Source organism: Spirillospora sp. NPDC047279 (genome assembly GCF_040643285.1).
Lineage (GTDB): Bacteria > Actinomycetota > Actinomycetes > Streptosporangiales > Streptosporangiaceae > Spirillospora.
This window is the reverse complement of the sequence record NZ_JBEYUA010000007.1, coordinates 80,039-99,982: the sequence shown is the minus strand read 5'-3', so window position 1 is coordinate 99,982 and position 19,944 is coordinate 80,039. Positions and strand designations below refer to the sequence as shown.

General features: G+C 71.7%; 16 protein-coding genes. 6 read left to right on the top strand and 10 right to left on the bottom strand.

All coding sequences use genetic code 11. The features are described 5' to 3' along the window. The first annotated feature begins 214 nt into the window (after positions 1 to 214). Positions 215 to 1,495: a WS/DGAT domain-containing protein gene (locus ABZ810_RS19200; RefSeq protein ID WP_358404629.1), complete on the top strand. Its 1,281-nt coding sequence runs from the start codon at positions 215 to 217 to the stop codon at positions 1,493 to 1,495. Here the strand turns inward: ABZ810_RS19200 and dnaE are convergent. Both dnaE and ABZ810_RS19190 read right to left on the bottom strand, forming a co-directional pair. After that, on the bottom strand, positions 1,485 to 5,018 hold the full coding sequence (gene dnaE / locus ABZ810_RS19195) for a DNA polymerase III subunit alpha (protein ID WP_358404627.1): 3,534 nt from the start codon (positions 5,016 to 5,018) through the stop codon (positions 1,485 to 1,487). The two genes, ABZ810_RS19200 and dnaE, sit on opposite strands and share 11 nt — an antisense overlap. Positions 5,019 to 5,237: 219 nt before the next feature. Further along, a complete protein-coding gene (locus ABZ810_RS19190; protein WP_358404625.1) occupies positions 5,238 to 6,086 on the bottom strand; it encodes an AraC family transcriptional regulator in 849 nt (282 codons plus the stop codon). A gap of 270 nt (positions 6,087 to 6,356) precedes the next feature. On the opposite strand from ABZ810_RS19190, the gene ABZ810_RS19185 reads away from it, so the two are divergent. Beyond that, positions 6,357 to 6,725, top strand: coding sequence for a chorismate mutase (locus ABZ810_RS19185; RefSeq protein WP_358404622.1), 369 nt, complete (start codon positions 6,357 to 6,359; stop codon positions 6,723 to 6,725). On the opposite strand, the gene ABZ810_RS19180 is transcribed toward ABZ810_RS19185, so the two are convergent. After that, the gene (locus ABZ810_RS19180) at positions 6,667 to 8,136 is read right to left on the bottom strand and encodes an amino acid permease (RefSeq protein ID WP_358404620.1); all 1,470 of its coding nucleotides are present in this window, start codon (positions 8,134 to 8,136) and stop codon (positions 6,667 to 6,669) included. The two genes, ABZ810_RS19185 and ABZ810_RS19180, sit on opposite strands and share 59 nt — an antisense overlap. Before the next feature lie 121 nt (positions 8,137 to 8,257). Here ABZ810_RS19180 and ABZ810_RS19175 point away from each other — a divergent pair, with 121 nt between their 5' ends. Both ABZ810_RS19175 and ABZ810_RS19170 read left to right on the top strand, forming a co-directional pair. Beyond that, positions 8,258 to 9,022: an AzlC family ABC transporter permease gene (locus tag ABZ810_RS19175; RefSeq protein WP_358404618.1), complete on the top strand. Its 765-nt coding sequence runs from the start codon at positions 8,258 to 8,260 to the stop codon at positions 9,020 to 9,022. Further along, entirely contained in the window at positions 9,019 to 9,336 is a 318-nt protein-coding gene (locus tag ABZ810_RS19170; RefSeq protein ID WP_358404617.1) for an AzlD domain-containing protein, read from the top strand. The genes ABZ810_RS19175 and ABZ810_RS19170 overlap by 4 nt, the downstream gene beginning before the upstream one ends. Before the next feature lie 40 nt (positions 9,337 to 9,376). On the opposite strand, the gene ABZ810_RS19165 is transcribed toward ABZ810_RS19170, so the two are convergent. From ABZ810_RS19165 to ABZ810_RS19155, 3 genes are read right to left on the bottom strand one after another with little or no spacing between them, the layout of a single operon-like run. Continuing rightward, entirely contained in the window at positions 9,377 to 10,306 is a 930-nt protein-coding gene (locus tag ABZ810_RS19165; protein WP_358404615.1) for an RluA family pseudouridine synthase, read from the bottom strand. Next, entirely contained in the window at positions 10,306 to 11,094 is a 789-nt protein-coding gene (gene lspA / locus ABZ810_RS19160) for a signal peptidase II (RefSeq protein ID WP_358404612.1), read from the bottom strand. The genes ABZ810_RS19165 and lspA overlap by 1 nt, the downstream gene beginning before the upstream one ends. After that, the gene (locus ABZ810_RS19155) at positions 11,067 to 11,441 is read right to left on the bottom strand and encodes a TraR/DksA C4-type zinc finger protein (protein ID WP_358405500.1); all 375 of its coding nucleotides are present in this window, start codon (positions 11,439 to 11,441) and stop codon (positions 11,067 to 11,069) included. Before ABZ810_RS19155 ends, lspA begins: the two co-directional genes overlap by 28 nt. 849 nt (positions 11,442 to 12,290) lie before the next feature. Here ABZ810_RS19155 and ileS point away from each other — a divergent pair. Beyond that, positions 12,291 to 15,449, top strand: coding sequence for an isoleucine--tRNA ligase (gene ileS / locus ABZ810_RS19150; RefSeq protein ID WP_358404610.1), 3,159 nt, complete (start codon positions 12,291 to 12,293; stop codon positions 15,447 to 15,449). 161 nt (positions 15,450 to 15,610) lie between these two features. Then, positions 15,611 to 16,360 (top strand): DUF1707 domain-containing protein, encoded by a 750-nt coding sequence (locus ABZ810_RS19145; RefSeq protein WP_358404608.1) that lies wholly within the window; start codon positions 15,611 to 15,613, stop codon positions 16,358 to 16,360. A gap of 88 nt (positions 16,361 to 16,448) precedes the next feature. Here the strand turns inward: ABZ810_RS19145 and ABZ810_RS19140 are convergent, their stop codons facing one another. The 4 genes from ABZ810_RS19140 to sepF all read right to left on the bottom strand — a co-directional run bounded on the left by ABZ810_RS19140 (position 16,449) and on the right by sepF (position 19,912). Further along, on the bottom strand, positions 16,449 to 17,933 hold the full coding sequence (locus ABZ810_RS19140; RefSeq protein WP_358404606.1) for a hypothetical protein: 1,485 nt from the start codon (positions 17,931 to 17,933) through the stop codon (positions 16,449 to 16,451). A gap of 151 nt (positions 17,934 to 18,084) precedes the next feature. Continuing rightward, entirely contained in the window at positions 18,085 to 19,002 is a 918-nt protein-coding gene (locus ABZ810_RS19135; RefSeq protein ID WP_358404604.1) for a DivIVA domain-containing protein, read from the bottom strand. 49 nt (positions 19,003 to 19,051) lie between these two features. Further along, the gene (locus ABZ810_RS19130) at positions 19,052 to 19,336 is read right to left on the bottom strand and encodes a YggT family protein (protein WP_358405499.1); all 285 of its coding nucleotides are present in this window, start codon (positions 19,334 to 19,336) and stop codon (positions 19,052 to 19,054) included. 21 nt (positions 19,337 to 19,357) lie between these two features. Beyond that, positions 19,358 to 19,912: a cell division protein SepF gene (gene sepF / locus ABZ810_RS19125; RefSeq protein WP_358404602.1), complete on the bottom strand. Its 555-nt coding sequence runs from the start codon at positions 19,910 to 19,912 to the stop codon at positions 19,358 to 19,360. Positions 19,913 to 19,944: the final 32 nt, after the last annotated feature.

Sequence of the window (19,944 nt, the reverse complement as noted above, 5' to 3'; positions counted from 1 at the left end):
ACGAAACGTTCTGCTCGCACGACGAACGGACGAACGGCCGCGGCATCGACCCCGATCATCGGCTGTTCCCGACGCCGCCACCGTCCCGGTCCGATGGGCACATGACCTTCGGTGCATTGAATTCCGCGGGACGCGCCGGAAAGCATTGACATCGGCTGCTACGACACCGCGCCGGATCGTGCCCCGTCCGGGGGCCGGCTGAGAGGGCGTCACCATGACCACCGTGTTCCCGATGGGACCGGCGGACGCGCTGTTCCTCGAGCACGAACGCCGGACGCCCGCCGCGGTCAACACCATCGGCGGCTTCGTGCGCTTCCGCGGATCACCTCCCGGCCTCACCGAGTTCAGGGCGTTCGCCGCGGGCAGGCTGGCCGCGCACACGCGGTTCCGGCTCATCCGGGCGCCGGCCGGCGGGCGGCTGCCGCGGTGGGAGGCGGTCCCGGGCTTCGACATCCGCCAGAACATGGAGGTGACCAAGACGCGGGCCGACGGCCTGGGCGCCCTGCGGAAGGCCGTCGCGGCGCTGGTCTCCCAGCGGCTGCCCACCGAATCGCCGCCCTGGCGGCTGACCATGGTCACCGGGTACGCGCCCGACGAGTTCGCCGTCCTCCTGCGGGCCCACCACGCCCTGCTCGACGGAGCCTCGATCTCCATGTGCACGTCGCTGCTCTACGGCCCCGAGGGCCTGCCGATCGACCCGGGAGACGGGGGCCCGGCATGGGTCCCGGGGACCGTGCGCGGGACCGCGGTCGCGGCGTGGGACCTGACGAACCGGTCGGCGCCCCTCAACGCCGGCCCGGCCCTCGGCGAGGACCGGCACCTGAGCCTGGGCTCCGTCCCCCGCGCCACCGTGCGGGCGGCACGCGAGCAACCGGTCGCGGACGGGCGGCCGACCGTCAACGACGTCTACCTGGCCGCGGTGAGCGGAGCCCTGCGGGCGTTGCTGCCCGCCCGGAGCGGGCGGCGGCTCCTGGGAACGGCGCACGTCGGAGTGCCGGTCAACATCAGGGCACCGGAGAGCAGGTACATGCTCGGCAACGGCCTGTCGTTCCTGCGCGTGCCGATGCCGCTGGGCGTCGCGTCCCCGGCCGGACGCCTGGACGCCGTGACCCGGGCGATGCGCGAGGCCAGGGAACGCGACGCCACCTCGGGCAACGTCCTCCTCATCGAGACGTTCGCCCGGATCGGCGGGCCGCTGCTCTCCTCGTTCGCCAGGTTCGGCCTCGCCCCCCGGAGCACCCCGGTGATCTGCGCCAACGTCCCCGTCGCCGACCTGCCCATGGCGTGCGCCGGACGCCCCCACCTGCAGTCGGCGGGGATCCCGTTCCTCCCCCACCGCCACGGGTTCTCGGTGCTGCTCGTCACCTCAGGCGACGACCTCACGCTGAGCGTCCTCGCCGACCTCCGCCTGCGGGAGTTCGCCGACCTGCTCGTCACCGCCGTCGAGACCGAGTTCGCCCGCCTCGCCGAACCCGCCGGGCGGGTCAGAGGTTGAAGCAGGAGGGGCCGAGGAGCTGCTTGAGGTCTCCCATCAGGGCGGGGGACGGCGCCACGCGGAGCTTGTCGTCGAGGCGGACGACGGTGGTGCGCGGGCCGTTCTGGAGGTGGAGGTGGACCTCGGAGGTGCCCGGGTGGGCGGTGAGGACCTCCTTGAGGGACGCCACGATCGGCGGGGTGCAGCGGCCGATGGGCAGGGTGACCGAGAGGGGGCCCGAGGAGTCGGCGATGGTGAGGTCGGGCTGGGTGACCTCCATCGCGATGATCTTGGCGACGTCCTCACGGCGGTCGATGCGGCCCTTGACGACGAGGACGGCGTCCTCGGCGAGCAGGGTCGAGCAGAGCTGGTAGGAGGACGGGAAGCACATGACCTCGATGGAGCCGCCCAGGTCCTCCAGCGAGAACATGGCCCACGAGTTGCCCTGCTTGGTGACCTTGCGCTGGAGGCCCGAGAGCAGGCCGGCGACCGTCACGACGTGGCCGTCGGACCCGTCGCCTTCGTTGATGGCGGCGACGGAACGGTCGGCCTCGCGCTCCAGGATGTGCTCGATGCCGAGCAGCGGGTGGTCGGAGACGTAGAGCCCGAGCATCTCGCGCTCGAAGGCCAGCAGGGTGGTCTTGTCCCACTCCTCGGCCTCGGGGATGGCGACGGCGAAGGCGTCCTGGCCGTCCTCCTCCTCGAGAGCGCCGAAGAGGGAGTCCTGGCCGATGGCCTCCTTGCGCTTGATGTCGATGACCGAGTCGATGGCCTGCTCGTGGACCATGAGCAGGGCCTTGCGCTGGTGACCGAGCTCGTCGAAGCCGCCCGCCTTGATGAGGGACTCGACGACGCGCTTGTTGCAGACGATCGGCGGGACCTTGCTGAGGAAGTCGTTGAAGTCGGTGTAGGCGCCCTTCTCCTTGCGGGCGGCCACGATCCCGTCGACGACGTTGTGGCCGACGTTGCGGACGGCGGAGAGGCCGAAGCGGATCTCGGTGTCGCCCATCGGGGTGAAGTCGGCCTCGGACGTGTTGACGTCCGGAGGCAGGACCTTGATGCCCATGCGGCGGCACTCGTTGAGGTAGAGCGCGCTCTTGTCCTTGTCGTCGCCGACGGAGGTCAGCAGCGCCGCCATGTACTCGGCCTGGTAGTTGGCCTTGAGGTAGGCGGTCCAGTACGAGACCAGGCCGTAGCCCGCGGTGTGCGCCTTGTTGAACGCGTAGTCGGAGAACGGCAGCAGGATGTCCCACAGGGCCTTGATGGCGGCGGCGGAGAAGCCGTTGTCCTGCATGCCCCTCTCGAAGAACTCGAACTGCTTGTCCAGTTCGGACTTCTTCTTCTTGCCCATCGCGCGACGCAGCAGGTCGGCGCCGCCGAGCGAGTAGCCGGCGACCTTCTGCGCGATGGCCATGACCTGCTCCTGATAGATGATCAGGCCGTGGGTCGTGCTGAGGATCTCCTCGAGCGGCTCTTCGAGCTCGGCGTGGATCGGGGTGATCTCCTGCTGCTTGTTCTTGCGCAGCGCGTAGTTGGTGTGCGAGTTGGCGCCCATCGGGCCGGGCCGGTAGAGCGCCAGGGCGGCGGAGATGTCCTCGAAGTTGTCGGGCTTCATCAGCCGCAGCAGTGAGCGCATGCCGCCGCCGTCCAGCTGGAAGATGCCCAGGGTGTCGCCGCGGGCCAGCAGCTCGTAGGCCTTGCGGTTGTCGAGCGGCAGCTTGAGGAGGTCGAGCTTCTCCCCCTTGTTGGCCTCGATGTAGCGCAGCGCGTCCTGCATGATCGTCAGGTTGCGCAGGCCCAGGAAGTCCATCTTGAGCAGGCCGAGCGTCTCGCAGGTCGGGTAGTCGAACTGCGTGATGATCGCGCCGTCCGCGTCCCGTCGCATGATCGGGATGTGGTCGGTCAGCGGCTCGGACGACATGATGACGCCCGCCGCGTGCACGCCGGTCTGGCGGATCAGGCCCTCGAGGCCCTGCGCCAGGTCCATGATCTGCTTGACGTCGGGCTCTTCGTCGTAGAGCTTGCGCAGCTCGCCGGCCTCGCCGTAGCGCGGGTGCTTGTCGTCGAAGATGCCCGACAGCGGGATGTCCTTGCCCATGACGGCGGGCGGGAACGCCTTGGAGATGCGGTCGCCCAGCGCGTACGGGAAGCCCAGGACGCGGCCGGCGTCCTTGACGGCGGCCTTCGCCTTGATGGTGCCGAACGTGGCGATCATCGCGACCTTGTCGGCGCCCCACTTCTCGGTGGTGTAGCGGATGGCCTCCGCCCGCCCGACTTCGTCGAAGTCGACGTCGATGTCGGGCATGGACACGCGGTCGGGGTTGAGGAACCGCTCGAAGATCAGGCCGTGCGGGATGGGGTCGAGGTCGGTGATGCCCATCGCGTACGCGACCAGCGAGCCGGCCGCCGAGCCTCGGCCCGGGCCCACCGCGATGCCGTTCTGCTTGGACCACATGATGAAGTCGGCGACGACCAGGAAGTAGGAGGGGAACCCCATCTTGCAGATGATGTCCATCTCGTACTCGGCCTGCTTCTTGTGCTCCTCGTCGTAGCCCTCGGGGAAGCGCCAGTCCATCCCCTTCCAGACTTCCTTGCGGAACCAGGTCTCCTCGGTCTCGCCCTCGGGCACCGGGAACTTGGGCATCAGGTTGTGGTACTCGAACATGCCCGCCGGGTCGACCTTCTCGGCGATCAGCAGGGTGTTCTTGCAGCCCTCGGCCCAGATGTCGGACGAGTCGATCGCCCGCATCTCGTCGGCGGACTTGATGTAGTAGCCGGACCCGTCGAAGCGGAAGCGGTCGGGGTCGGCGAGCTGCTTGCCGACCTGGACGCACAGCAGCGCGTCGTGCGCGGTCGCCTCGGACTCGTGGGTGTAGTGCGAGTCGTTGGTGACGACCGGCGGGATGCCGAGCTTCTTGCCGATGTCGATGAGGCCCTGGCGCACGCGGCGCTCGATCTCCAGGCCGTGGTCCATCAGCTCGAGGAAGTAGTTGTCCTTGCCGAAGATGTCCTGGAAGTTGGCGGCGGCCTTGAGCGCCTCGTCGAACTGCCCCAGGCGCAGCCGGGTCTGGATCTTGCCGGACGGGCAGCCGGTGGTCGCCATGACGCCCTCGGAGTGCTCGGCGAGCAGCTCCTCGTCCATGCGCGCGTACTTGAAGACGAAGCCCTCGGTGAACCCGCGGCTCGACAGCTTGAAGAGGTTGTGCAGCCCGGTCTTGTCACGCGCCCAGAGCGTCTTGTGGTTGATGAGGCCACCACCGGAGACGTCGTCGCGCTTCTGGCTGGGCTCGCCCCACTGGACCTTCTTCTTGTGGAAGCGCGACTCGGGTGCCAGGTAGGCCTCGATGCCGATGATCGGCGTCACCCCGGCGGCGGTCGCCTGCCGGTGGAAGTCGTAGGCGCCGTGCATGTTGCCGTGGTCGGTCATGGCGATCGCGGGCATGCCCTGGTTGCCGACCTCCTCGAACATCTGCTTGAGGCGGGCGGCCCCGTCCAGCATGGAGTACTCGGTGTGTACGTGGAGATGTACGAACGAGTCCGCCATGCTCAGTGCGCCTCCTAGTCGGGCCGTCCGGCTTCACGCCATGCGACGTCAGGTCATGCGACCGCGCACGTGCGCTCGGCACGTGTCTGCGACATCCACTCCGGGGGAAGATCGCCACCCGGGACGGGCCCGGGACGACGCGGCTCTGAGAGCCTAACCCTCCCCACCGACACCCCGCGCCCCGACACTCCGGATGCCCCGGTGAGCCCGTCCCGACCGTTACGTCCGGTAATGAACCGGGCGCGCCCAAGCGGCGGCGCGGGCGCGCCGGTAGGCGCCGGGCGGGACGCCCAGCGAGCGCTTGAAGTGCCGGGTGAGATGCGACTGGTCGGCGAACCCGGCCTGGGCGGCGACCGCGGCGAGCGGGTCGCCGCCGTCCAGGAGCCGGCGGGCCTCGCGGACGCGGATCTGGTTGAGGTAGGCGTGCGGCGGCAGGCCGGTGGCGGCGCGGAAGGCGCGCAGGAGCGGGAACGGCCTCATACCGACGGCGGCGGCCAGCTCCTCCAGGGAGGGCGGGTCGACCAGGCGCGCGTGCAGGATCTCGCGGGCGGCGTGGACGGCGGGCGGCACGGCGGCGGCCAGATCGCCCGGCGGGGCCCGGTCGGCGTGGCGCCGGAGCATGCCGGCGAGGGCGGAGCGCAGCAGCGAGGACGCGGCGAGCGCGTCGCCGTGCTCGCCGGCGCGGTGCGCGGCGCTGAGCAGCCGGGCCGCCTCGGGGTCGTCCAGGACCGTCTCGGGGAAGTAGGGGGTGCCGGGCGGCATGCCCAGCTCGGCGGCGACCTCGGCGACCAGGTCGGCGGACGGGTACATGCCGCGGTAGACCCAGCCCTCCGGGTGGACGGCCTGGCCGGTGTGGACCGTGTCGGGGTTGACCACGACGATCGAGCCCGGCCCGGCGCGCAGCAGGGTGCCGCGATGCTCGAACTCCTCGACGCCCTGCTCGATCACGCTGAAGTTGTAGGACTCGTGGACGTGCCGGCCGAACCGGTGGGTGATGAAGCGGGCACGCAGCAGATCGACCTCCGGCAGCGCCGGATGCCGCCAGTAGCGTGCCCGTTCCTCGCTCACGACCGCATCGTACCGTCTCGGATGATGAGACGGTCGTTCCGGGAATTGGCGAGGTCACGGAACGGCGTCTACCATTGCGGTCATGGATCGTCGCTATTTCGGGTTTACGCAGCCGGCTCCGCCCGAGCCGGTCGGCGCGACCTGAGCGACGACCCCGGAGCCGGCAACGAGGCAGTGCCCAGCAGGGCCTGCCTATTCGTGTTTCAGAGCCATGGCCGGCCTCCGGGTACCTCCCCGGCGCGGGGCCGCCGCCGCGAGAAGGGATCCCGCATGCAGGACCAGCTGACCGACACCGCTTCCCACACCGCTTCCCACACCGCTTCCCACACCGCCTCCCCCACCGACGCCGACGCCGAGATCACGTCGCTGGCGCAGGCGCGCGCCGCGATCGACGAGATCGACGCCGCCCTCGCCGACCTGCTGGAACGCCGGACGGCGGTGGCCGGGACCGTCCAGCGGCTCAAGCCGGTGGGCGGCTTCGCGGGCCGCAACCCCGAGCGGGAGCGCCAGATCGTGGCCGCGATGGCCGAGCGCGCGCCCTCGCTCGGCGCCGGCCACCTGGCCACGATCATGAACGCGGTCATCGAGGCGGGTCTGGACGTCGCCGAACGGCGTCGGAGTGGCCCGGGCGGCTCCTGACGGCCTTCCAGCCGATCCAGAGGCCGGCGGCCAGGAACGGGATGGCGATGACCGCCCACTTCTGGTCGCCGTCGAAGGCCATCAGGCCGACCACGAACGCCAGGAAGCCCAGCGTCGCCCAGTTGGTGTACGGCGAGCCCGGCATCCGGTAGCCCGGCCGCTCGACCTCGCCGCGTTCGGCCGCCCGCTTGAAGCGGATCTGCGCGTACAGCAGCGTCGCCCAGGTGGTGAGCACCCCCAGCGAGGCGATCGAGGTGGCGATGGTGAACGCGTCGTGCGGCACGAAGACGTTGAGCACCACACCGGCCAGATAGACGGTCGAGGTGAACAGGATGCCGCCGTACGGCACGTGGTGCGAGCTCATCTTGCCCGCGAAGCGCGGCGCCTCGCCCCGGTCGGCGAGGGAGCGCAGGATGCGCCCGGTGGAGTAGAGGCCGGAGTTGGTGCCGGACAGCGCGGCGGTGAGGACGATGAGATTCATGACGCCGCCGATCGCCGGGACGCCGAGCGCGGCGAACACCGTGACGAAGGGGCTCTCGCCGGGCTTGTAGACCGTCCACGGCAGCACGACGACCAGCAGGAAGACGGCGCCGACGTAGAACAGCGCGATCCGCCAGACCACGCCGTTGATCGCGCCCGGCATGACCTCGCGCGGGTTCTCGGCCTCGCCCGCCGAGATGCCGACCATCTCGATCGCCGCGTACGCGAAGATCACCGCCTGGAGGCTGAGCAGCACCGCCCAGAAGCCCATCGGGAAGAAGCCGCCGTGGTCGGTGAGGTTGGACAGCCGCGCCTTGTGGCCGCCGACGTCGGCGCCCGTCAGGACGAGGGCCACGCCGACGACCAGGAACGTCACCAGGGCGGCGACCTTCAGCATGGCGAACCAGAACTCCATCTCGCCGAACATCCGGACCGACACCAGGTTGACCGCCAGCAGCACGGCCAGGGCGAGCAGTGCCGACAGCCACTGCGGGAAGCCGGGCGCCCAGTAGTGCACGTAGACGCCGACCGCGGTGATCTCCGCGACGCCGGTCATGGCCCAGTTGAGCCAGTACATCCAGCCGCTGGCGAACCCGGCCCAGGGCCCGATGAACTCGCGCGCGTACGCCACGAAGCTCCCCGACGTGGGCCGGTAGAGCACGAGCTCGCCGAGCGCCCGCATCACGAACAGGGCGGCGATGCCGGCGGCCAGGTAGGCCAGGACGAGGCCCGGGCCGGCCTTGGCGATGCGGTCGGCGGTGCCGAGGAAGAGCCCGACGCCGATCGCGCCGCCCATGGCGATCATCCGCACGTGCCGCGGCTTGAGCGACTTGTGATACCCCTCGTCGTCCGGGTCCATGGTCATGCCGGGAGCCGTCCGGTCGGCCGTGGCCGCCGCCCCGAAATCCTCGCCCGGTTCCCTCTGGTCCAACCCCGCCCCCGCCCTTCGAGCACTGAACGTCGCCATTCGATCACAGTGCGTCCGGGACGTGTCGCGGCGGCATGCAAGAACGTTCAAGACCGCGCGGCGGCGGCCCCCTAGCGTCACCGGCATGGATGCGACGGACTGCAGGACGCGCGAGGGGGCGCCTGAGGACCCCGGGGCGGCCGCGCCGGACCGGGCGGGCCCACCCGGCCGGTCCGCCCGGCCGGCGGCGGTGCGCGACGGGCTCGGCGTGGGGATCGCGGTGGGCGTCTCCGGCCTGGCCTTCGGCGCGGCGGCCGTCACCGCGGGGTTGTCGGTGGCGCAGGCGTGCGTGCTGAGCCTGCTGACGTTCACCGGCGCCTCCCAGTTCGCGCTGGCCGGGGTCATCGGCGGGGGGGGCGGCCTGGTGGCGGGAACGCTCGGCGCGGTCCTGCTGGGCGGCCGGAACGCGCTCTACGGCCTGCGCCTGGCCGGGCTGCTCGGGGTGCGCGGGTGGCGGCGGCTCCTCACCGCCCACGTGGTCATCGACGAGACCACCGCCGTGGCGACCGCCCAGCCTGACCGCGCCGCGGCCCGTACGGGCTTCTACGTCACCGCGGTCAGCCTCTACCTGACCTGGAACCTCACCACGCTGGCCGGTGCCGCCGGCGCGGCCAGGGTCGGCGACCCGGACACGTTCGGGCTCGACGCGCTCGGGCCCGCGGTCTTCCTCGCGCTGTTGTGGCCCCGGCTGGCGGGCGGGCGCACGGAGATCAAGGTCGCGCTGGCCGCGGCGGTGATCGCGATCGCGGCCACTCCCCTGCTGCCTCCGGGCGTCCCGGTGATGCTGGCCGCCGTGGCGGCGCTCCTGGGCTCCCTCCCGGCCGGCCGGCGCGAGCGGGTGAACGCGTGAACGCGGCGCACCTGTGGATCGCGGTGATCGCGACCGGACTGGGGTGTTATGCCCTGAAGCTCGGCGGGCTGGTGACGCCGCAGCGGGTGCTCGACGACCCGCGGGTGCGCCGGTTCACCGACCTGGTGCCGGTGGCCCTGCTGACCGCGCTGATCGCCGTCCAGTCCCTGGCCGAGGGGCGGCACCTGGAGTTCGACGTGCCGCGGATGGCCGGGCTGGGCGCCGCCGTGGCCGCCCTGCTGCTGCGGGCCCCGTTCCTGGTGGTGCTGCTGGCCGCGGCGGGCGTCGCCGCCGGGCTGCGCTTCGTGCTGTAGCCCGGCCGGGCCGGTCAGGCCCCGGCCGCCCGCGCGCCGGTCAGGACTCGCCGGCGACGATCTCCAGGGCGCGGGCCAGGTCGTCGGGGTACGGGCTCTCGAACTCGATCCGGTCGCCGCGCGTCGGGTGCTCGAACCCCAGCCGGGCGGCGTGCAGCCACTGGCGGGTCAGGCCCAGCCGGGCGGCGAGCGTCGGATCGGCGCCGTAGGCCATGTCGCCGACGCAGGGATGCCTGAGCGCCGACATGTGCACGCGGATCTGGTGCGTGCGGCCGGTCTCCAGCTTGATGTCCAGGAGGGTGGCGGCGCGGTAGGCCTCGACCGTGTCGTAGTGGGTCACCGACGGCTTGCCGCCCGCGACGACGGCGAACCGGCCGTCGCCGGACGGGTGCCGGTCGATCGGCGCGTCCACGGTGCCGCGGAACGGGTCGGGATGGCCCTGCACGAGCGCCCGGTAGCGCTTGTCGACCGTGCGCTCCTTGAACGCGCGCTTGAGGCGGGAGTAGGCGACCTCGCTCTTGGCCACGACCATGGCGCCGGTGGTGTTGGCGTCGAGCCGGTGCACGATGCCCTGGCGTTCGGCCGCGCCGCTGGTGGCGACGGTGTGCCCGGCGCCGAGCAGGCCGCCCAGGACCGTCGGGCCGGTCCAGCCGGTGGTCGGGTGGGCGGCGACGCCGATGGGCTTGTCGACCACCACGATGTCGTCGTCCTCGTAGAGGATCCCCATGCCCGGCACCGGCTCGGCGACCGGGGCGGGAGCCGACGGGGGCGGCGGGAGCGTCACCTCGAGCCACGCGCCGCCGTGCACGCGGTCGGACTTGGCGACCTCCCTGCCGTCGACGAGGACGTCGCCGGCGGCGATGATGTCGGCGGCCCGGCCGCGGGACAGGCCGAACAGGCGTGCCAGCGCGGCGTCGACCCGCTCGCCCTCCAGGCCGTCGGGCACCGGGAGACTGCGGACGTCGGCCATCAGGGCTTCTCTTCCGGCGCGGGCTCCGCCGGGACCTCCGCCTGGGGCTCCGCGGGCGTGGGCTCAGGCGCGTGCTCGGGCGTGGGCTCGGGCGTGGGCTCGGGCGTGGAAGGGGGCGTCGCCGCCGCCTTGCCGTCGCCTGCCGCGACGCCCTCGGCCTTGGGCGCGGGCTCGGCCGCGTCTGAGGCGGGCTCGGGCTCGGCCGTGTCCTTGCCGTCGTCCTTCTCGTCGGTCAGCCGGGTGCCGTCCAGCTGCAGGCCGCGGGCCGCCAGCAGGACGGCGAGCACGCCGCCGCAGACGATCGCCGAGTCGGCGAGGTTGAAGACGGGCCAGTGCGGCAGTTCGATCCAGTCGACGACATGGCCCTTCAGCGGCGCGGGCGCGCGCAACATCCGGTCGATCAGGTTGCCGATCGCTCCGCCCAGCAGCAGGCCCAGGCAGATCGCCCAGGGCAGGCTGCGCAGGTTGCGGGCGGTGCGCAGGATGGCGATCACCACGCCGCAGGCGATGACGGTGAAGATGATCGTGTAGCCGGTCCCGATGGAGAACGCGGCGCCGCTGTTGCGCGTCTCGCGCAGCGTGAGCAGGCCGCCCAGCAGCTCGATCGGCTCCCGGTCCTGGAGCGCGGCCACCACGATGATCTTCGAGACCACGTCCAGGGCCAGCGCCGTCAGCGCGACCAGGAGCAGTACGCCGATGCGGCGCGGCCGAGGGGATCCCTCAGATCCCTCGGCCGCGCCCTTGGAGTCCGTGTTGTCGCTCAGCGACGTTCCTCGCGTTGTTTGCATGCTACGCACAAGGTAGCGCGAGGAAAGGCCTGCAAGCGCCCCTTGCCGATGGGCTTTCCGCAGGATTCGCAGATGCCGTAGGTGCCGGTGTCGATGCGCTCGAGCGCACGTTCGTTCTGTGCGAGCAGGTCACGGGAGTTGTTGGTGAGCGCGAGCTCGTGCTCGCGCTCGTAGGTCTTGGCGCCCGCGTCGGCCTGGTCGTCGCCCGCGCCGTCGGTCGCGTCGCCCTCGGCGATCTGGGTGGCGGACGTGGTGATCTCCTCGCTCAGCGCGGCGATCTCGGCCGCCAGGTTCGACCGCACCTCGGCGAGCTCCCTCTCCGACCAGCGCTCCTCGCCCTCGCGCACCGGAAGTTTCGCGGCCTTGGCCGGGGCCGTCCCGGCCGCGGTGCTCTTGACGGCGGCCGGCCTGCCGGTGGTCTCGGCGGCGCTCTCGGCGCTCTTGGCGGCCGTGCTCTTGACCGGCTTGGCGGCGCTCCGCTTGGCGGGCGCCTTGCTCGCCGGGGCCTTGCCCGACGGGGCCTTGCGGGCCGGCGCCTTCTTGGCGGGGGCCTTCTTCGCCGGCGCCTTCTTGGCGGGCTTGGCCGGGGCGCGCTCGGCACCGCCCGAGGGAGACGCCTCGCCCTTCGCCGCGCCGGCCGTGTCGGCCTCCCTCGTGCTGATCTCCTCGACAGGCAGTGCGGGCAGCATGGGTCCCCTCTCTCAGCACGGATAAAACCCCTGGAACGTGACACTCGACCTTGGAGCGCTACAGGCCGCATATGCCCCGTGACGCCCACACGGGAACCCAACGGAAGGTCGATCTCTGGAGTGACCTGCGCCACACTCGCCACCCCGGTCCCGGCCGCCCGTTTATCGGGAAGAGTTTCCCCGCCGGGTGCGTTAAGGTCGCAGCGAGCAGTCTCATCGGCACGGCCACGATGGGGACACCTGCCGCCGCAAGCAGCCACGAGCGATCCGGGGACGGTGCGAGCCCGGAGGCGGGCCCGGCGGTCTGATCACCCCTGAGCCGCCGGAAGAACCGCCCGGACGAGATATCCGTCAAGTCAGGGCAAAGTAGACCCGGCAGCCGAGACTCGAACGAAGCGGGCCGCGTTCTGCCGACGCGGCCAAGGAGGGTGGTACCGCGGGGCCCCGCAAGGGCGTCTCGTCCCTCCGGACCGAGCGTTAGACGTGCCGATCCGGAGGTAGACCCACGTGAGCCGTCAGTTCAGGCCCCTGCCAGCGCAGGTGGACCTGCCCGCCCTCGAGCGCGACATGCTGGCCCGCTGGCAGGACGCCAAGGTCTTCGAGCGGTCGATGGAGCGCACCGAGTCGGGGCCGCGCTGGGTCTTCTACGAGGGCCCGCCCACCGCCAACGGCATGCCCGGCGTGCACCACGTCGAGGCCCGCGTCTTCAAGGACGTCTTCCCGCGCTTCAAGACCATGAAGGGCTTCCACGTCCCCCGCAAGGCCGGCTGGGACTGCCACGGCCTGCCCGTCGAGGTGGCCGTGGAGAAGGAGCTCGGCCTCACCGGCAAGAAGGACATCGAGGCCTACGGCGTCGCCGAGTTCAACGCGCGCTGCCGCGAGTCGGTGCTCCGGCACGTCGACGCGTTCGAGGACATGACCGAGCGGATGGGCTACTGGGTCGACATGTCCCAGGCCTACCGCACCATGGACCCCGACTACGTCGAGGCCGTGTGGTGGTCGCTCAAGGTCGTCTTCGACAAGGGCCTGCTCTTCCGCGACTTCCGCATCACCCCGTACTGCCCGCGCTGCGGCACCGGCCTGTCCGACCACGAGCTCGGCCAGCCGGGCGGCTACGAGACGATCTCCAGCCCGTCGGTGTACGTGCGGATGCCGGTCACCGGCGACGGCCCGCTCGCCGAGCTGGGCGCCTCGCTGCTCATCTGGACCACCACGCCCTGGACGCTGGTCTCCAACACCGCGGTCGCCGTGCACCCCGACGTCACCTACGTCGCCGCCCGCGCCGCCGGGTCCGACGAGGTGCTGGTCGTCGCCGAGCCGCTGCTCGCGCAGGTGCTGGGCGACGACGCCGAACGCCTCGCCACGTTCCAGGGCCGCGAGCTGGAGCGCACCCCCTACTCCCGCCCGTTCGGGCTGGTCGACATCCCCGACGCGCACTACGTCGTGCTCGGCGACTACGTCACCGTCGAGGACGGCACCGGCCTGGTCCACCAGGCGCCCGCGTTCGGCGCGGACGACATGACCGTCTGCAAGGCCTACGGCATGCCGGTCGTCAACCCGATCGGCCCCGACGGCAGGTTCCTGCCCGACGTCCCGATGGTCGGCGGCACGTTCTTCAAGGACGCCGACGAGGCGCTCACCGCCGACCTCAAGGCGCGCGGCCTGCTGTTCAAGGGCGACCACTTCGAGCACAGCTACCCGCACTGCTGGCGCTGCCACACGCCGCTGCTCTACTACGCGCTCCCCGCCTGGTACATCCGGACCACCCAGATCAAGGACCGGCTGCTCCAGGAGAACGAGAAGACCAGCTGGTTCCCCGAGACGGTCAAGGAGGGCCGGTACGGGGAGTGGCTGCGCAACAACGTCGACTGGTCGCTGTCGCGCAGCCGCTACTGGGGGACGCCGCTCCCGCTGTGGGTCTGCGGCGACGACGACGACCACGTCACCTGCGTCGGCTCCCTCAAGGAGCTGGGAGAGCTCGCCGGTCAGGACCTCGACGCGCTCGACCCGCACCGCCCGTACGTGGACGACGTGACGATCCCCTGCCCGGACTGCGGCGGCGAGGCCCGCCGGGTGCCGGACGTGATCGACGTCTGGTACGACTCCGGCTCGATGCCGTTCGCCCAGTGGGGCGCGCCGCACCGCAACAAGGAGATCTTCGACGAGTCCTACCCCGCCCAGTACATCTGCGAGGCGATCGACCAGACCCGCGGCTGGTTCTACTCGCTGATGGCGGTCGGCACGCTGGTCTTCGACCGCAGCTCGTACGAGAACGTGCTGTGCCTGGGGCTGATCCTCGCCGAGGACGGCCGCAAGATGAGCAAGCACCTGGGCAACGTGCTGCAGCCGATCCCGCTGATGGACCAGCACGGCGCCGACGCGCTGCGCTGGTACATGCTGGCCAGCGGCCTGCCGTGGGCCTCCCGCAAGATCGGCCACAACGCGCTCGAGGAGGTCGTCCGCAAGGTCCTGCTGACCTACTGGAACACCGCCTCCTTCTTCGTGCTGTACGCCAACGCCGCGGCCGCGCAGGGCGAGGCCTGGACCCCGGACCGGCTCGGCACCGCCCCGGCGCCCGCCGACCGGCCCCTGCTCGACCGCTGGGCGCTCGCCGAGCTCAACCGCACCGTCGCCGAGGTCGACGCGGCGCTGGAGGAGTTCGACACCGCTCGGGCCGGGCGCCGGCTGGCCGAGTTCGTCGACGACCTCTCCAACTGGTACGTGCGGCGTTCCCGGCGCCGGTTCTGGGACGGCGACGAGGCCGCGTTCGCGACGCTCTACCAGTGCCTGGAGACCCTCACCCGGCTCATGGCGCCGATGGTCCCGTTCGTCACCGACCACGTGTGGGACGTCATCAGGCCGGTCGACGGGCCGGAGTCGGTCCACCTGGCCACCTGGCCCGAGGTGGACGAGACGCTGCTCGACGCCGAGCTCGGCACCCAGATGGCGCTCGTGCGCCGGCTGGTGGAGCTCGGCCGCTCGGCCCGTGCCGCGAGCGGCGTGCGGACCCGGCAGCCGCTCGGCCGGGCGCTGGTCGGCGCGGCCGGCTGGGGCACGCTGCCGGACGGCCTGCGCGCCCAGATCGCCGAGGAGCTCAACGTCCAGGCGTTCGAGGAGCTCTCCTCGATCGGCGGCGACCTGGTCGACTACGAGGTCAAGCCCAACTTCCGCGAGCTCGGCAAGCGCTACGCCAAGGACACCCCGAAGGTCGCCAAGGCCGTCACCTCCGCCGACCCGGCCGCGCTCGTCGCCGCCCTGCGCGCCGACGGCACGGTCACCGTCGAGAGCGAGATCGGCGCCATCGCGCTGTCGCCGTCCGACGTGCTCGTGACCGAACGGCCGCGCAGCGGCTGGGCGGTCGAGAGCGCCGCGGGCGAGACGGTCGCGCTCGACCTGGAGCTCACCCCCGGGCTGCGCCGCGCGGGGCTGGTGCGGGAGGCGATCCGGCTCGTCCAGGAGGGCCGCAAGTCCAGCGGCCTGGAGGTCACCGACCGCATCGGGCTCTGGTGGAAGGCGTCGGGCGACCTCGCCGAGGCGCTGCGCGCCCACGCCGCCGAGATCGGCGCCGAGGTGCTGGCCGAGTCCGTCGAGGAGGGCGAGCACGACGATCTCCCCGCCCACCACGACGGGGAGCTGGGCCTGACCTTCTGGCTCCGCAAGAACTGACCGATGCCCGGCCCCCTGAGCGCGGGGGCGGGCATGGGGCCGGCATCAGAGCTGGCAGCAGGGTCGGCATGGCGCGTCCGGGCCGCGGGTTTCGCGGCCCGGACGTGCCATTTCCGCGTGGGGGCTTTTTCGCGACACATCGCGTTTGAGAGGATGTCGGTGTGAACCCTCCTGAGCATCCCTCCGCGCCCGAGCCGGCGAGCATGCGCGCGTCGGACTCCGACCGCGACAAGGTCGCCGACCGGCTGCGCGAGGCCCTCGCCGAGGGCCGCATCACCCCGGAGGAGCACGCCGAGCGCATCGACGTGGTCTACGCCGCCAAGACCTACGCGGAGCTGGAGCCGGTCCTGCGGGACCTGCCGGGCGAGCAGGCCGAGAGCACGGTCCGCCTCACCAAGGACACGGCCGAGCCCGCGCCCGCCACCCAGGGCTCGCACATCATCGCGATCTTCGCGGGCGCGAGCCGCAGCGGACGCTGGCTCGTCGAGCCCGAGACCAACGTCACCTGCGTCTTCGGCGGCACCGAGCTGGACTTCCGCCGGGCGGTGTTGTCGCAGCGCGAGGTCACCGTCAACGTCACCTGCATCTTCGGCGGCGTGGAGATCACCGTCCCGCCGGGCGTCCGGGTCGTCAACTCCAACTCCGCCGTCTTCGGCGGCGTGGACGTTCCCGAGGACGACGACCTGTCCGGCGAGGCGCCCGTCATCCGGCTGACCGGCTTCACGATGTTCGGCGGCGTCAACGTCAGGCGCCGGGCCGTGGGCGAGAAGCACCGCCGCGACCGCCGCGCGGCCGCCCGCGAACTGCACCAGGAGATCCACGAGCAGCACCGGGAGATGCGCGACGAGCAGCGCGACCGCCTCCGCGAGCTGCGGGACGCACGCCGTCACGACCGGCGCCACGGCCACTGATACACCGCATTCGCGATCTGGACGTGCCGTACCGGCGTGAGAGCCGGCCAGGGGAGCCGGACCCGGCCGCGGATCGAGCGGGCCCGGGTCAGTCGCGGGCGTGCTCCTTGTCGGGCTGGCAGACCAGGCACGGGGTGCAGCCGCGCGCCTTGGCCTCCGCGCGCGACAGCGCCTCCAGGTCGTCGGCCTCGTCACCGATGTCCTCGATCAGGGCGCAGTCGGTGCGGTGGTAACGCTTGGTGCCGCTGAGGATGCGCACCTGCGGGCCCTCGTCGGAGGGCGCGGACGAGGAGGACCCGGGAGCAGTGGAGGCCTTGGACGCTGAGGAGGCCCCGGACGCTGAGGACGGTGCCGGCGACGCGGCGGGCTCGGAGCCGCCGGACCGTGCCGGCTCGGTGTCCGCGGGCGTGCCGGGACGGCCGGCCTCACCGGACTCGCGCGGCTTGGGCGCCGCCGGAGCGGAGTCGTCTTCGGGCTTCTCGGTGGCCGCGCCCGCGGCACGGCCGATCGGCAGGTCGGTGACCGTCCGCTCGGGGGACGGCAGGTCCCGCTCGGGCGTGGACGGGGGAACCGACAACGACGGGGTGCCCCAGGCGGAGGGCAGCGCGCCCGTGGCCGGGTCGCCCGCCGGGGCGGAGGGCTCGGGGGCCTTGGCGGCGCCCGGCTCGTCCTTGGCGGGGGCCTTGGGTGCGGGCGGGGCCTTCGGCGCGGACGGTGCCGCCGCGGCGGAGGCCACGGACGGTGCCGGAGGTGCGGCCGATGCCGGAGGTGCGGAAGGCGTGGAAGGTGCGGGGGGCGCTGAGGAGCCGGGCGACTTGGCCGCCGCGGCGGCGATGTCGCCCAGCGGGGTCGCCGAGGCCTGCGGCGGCCTGGGCGAGCCGGCCGGCGGGGCGGGTGCCGCCGCCGGGCCACCGGGGCGAGGACCGGAACGAGGGAGCTCCGCCGTCTCGGCCGTGGCCGCCTTCGGCGTGGCCGGGCCGCCCGCGGCGCCCTTCTTCGGCTCTGCGGGGACCGACACCGCGGCGCGCGCCGCCAGTGCGGTGTCGGGCATGCAGGCCGTACAGGGACTGAACCCCTCTTCCCTGGCCTCGACGTAGGTGAGCTCCTCCTTGTCGCGCCCGGCGAGCTGGCGACAGGTGTCGAGGTGGTAGCGCTTGCGGCCGCGGATCACGAAGACCACGGCGTCGTCGGGCACGTCGGCGGGAGGCGCGGGGATCGCGACCTCGTCGTCGCCGGGCTCGTCCTTGACCGGCTTGGCACCCTTGGGGGGCTTGCCGCCCTTGACCGGTACGGGGGTCGTGGCCGCCTTGGCCGCGGCCAGCCGTTCGGCCTTCTTGGACTTCTTCTTCCTGCCCGAGGACTGGGCGCCGCCCGCGCCGAAGAGCTCCCTGCGCCGCAAGAACACCCCGATGGCCAGGCACAGTGCGGACACGATGCTGACGGCGATCGAGATGTAGATCACCACCAGTGCGTCCAGGCCGAAGACCTGTGCGCTCTCTCCGTTGCCCGCCACGATCCCCGCCACCAGCAGGGCGATCGCGACGACGACGAGGACGCCACTCAGGATGATCAAGGGTCTCTCCCCCTCTAACAGACGCGCGCTCCGAGCCTTCCCGGCTCACAGGACGCCAACCACGTTCCGAAACGCCGAACGCCGCCGGGATGGCTGCCATGCCATCGCCGGCGCGGCGATCGGGAAGACACTATCGCCTGCGCGATGAGCCTCAGCGCCTCTCGTGCGGCGGGTTGTCGCCTGCGTGGAACGCGCCGGTGGCGGAGTGCTGCACCTGCTGGCCGTGCTGGGCGGGCTCGGCGGGCGGCGGGAACGGCGTGGCTCCGGTGTTGGCCGAACCCGCGGCGCCGTTGCGGTTGTCGCCGTGCTGCGGGATGGCGTTCTGCGGACCGGTCTGCGTGCCCGCCGGGACGCCGCCCTGGCCGCCGGGGCTCGGGAAGGCACCGGTCTCGGTGCTGCCGGCCTCCAGGTCGCGCAGCTGACCCTCGAGGTAGACCTTGAGACGGCTGCGGTACTCGCGCTCGAAGGCGCGCAGGTTGTCGACCTCGCGCTCGAGCTCCTCGCGCTGCTGCACGAGCGAGCCCATGACCTGGCGGTGGCGCTCCTGGGCGTCGCGGTCGAGGGCCTCGGCGCGGGAGCGGGCCTCGCTGACGATCTGGTCGGCCTGCCGGCGGGCCTTGCCGAGGATCTCCTCGGCCTCGCGGCGGGCGCGGCCCAGCGTCTCGTCGGCCTCGCGGCGGGCGTCGGCGATCGCCTGGTCGGCGGTCTGCTGCGCCAGCGCGAGCACGCGCGCCGCGGTGTCCATGTTGTCCTCGCCGGACGGGGCGCTCATGCCCAGGCCGCCGAGCACGGGCTCCGGCTCGGGCTGGGGCTGGGGCTCGGGCCGGGGAGGCTCGTGGATCTTCTGCACGTCGGGCTTGGGCTCGACGATCGGGGCGGCCATGGCGGGGACCTTGCCGCGCAGGCATTCCGCCAGCTTGGCCCGCAGCTCCTCGTTCTCCTGGATGAGGCGGTCGAGCTCCGCCTCGACCTCGTCGAGGAAGGCGTCCACCTCCTCCTCGTCGTACCCCGGCCTCAGCCTGGTGGTACTGAACTGCTTGTTCCGCACATCGGCGGGTGTCAGCGGCATGTTCGTCTCCTTGGCGCGCTTGGAGTCTGTCCCAAAGGACGGTATCCGATCAGAGCTTCTGCACGAAGATGATCATGACCCAGACCACAAGGATGAGGACCGTGAAGCTGAGGTCAAGTGCCACGTTACCCAGACGCACGGGCGGGATGAACCGCCGCAGGAGTTTCAGTGGCGGATCGGTGACGGTGTAGGTCGCCTCCGCGATCACCAGCACCACTCCCGTGGGTCGCCATGAACGGGCGAACGACTGCAGGACTTCGAGGATCAACCTCCCGATCAGGAAGAGGAGGAAGATATAGAGCAGTGCGCTCAGCACGGTTCCAACGATTGTCACGGACACTCTCGCATGTGGCTGTCAGCTTTGGTTGAAGAATCCTCGTTCTGCCATCCGGGCCTTGTCCTCGGCGGTCACCTCGACGTTGGCGGGTGACAGGAGGAACACCTTGTTGGTAACACGCTCGATGCTCCCATGCAGCCCGAATACGAGACCTGCCGCGAAGTCGACGAGACGCTTGGCGTCGCTGTCGACCATCTCGGTCAGGTTCATGATCACCGGTGTTCCCTCTCGGAAGTGTTCCCCGATGGTCCTTGCCTCGTTGTAGGTCCTTGGATGCAGCGTAGTGATACGCGCAAGGTCTGTGGTACCCGACTCGTAGAGCGCTACCGAGCGCTGGCCGGATGTCGACGGAACGTGATGATCCCGGTCGCGGTCCGCGCCGTCCTCCGCTCGGGTAAGCTGCCCGGCGGACTCGTCGTCGCGCAGCCGGCCCTGCCGCCCCGCGCCCGGGTCGGCCTCGTCGTCGTACACCTCGTAGTCGTCGTACTCGTCGTACTTGGCGTACTTGTCGTCGTAACGATCGTCCTCCACAAGGCCGAGGTAGACCGCCATCTTGCGCATCGCGCTGGCCATTTGCCCTCCGTCGTCCTCGTGGCCCCGGCGCC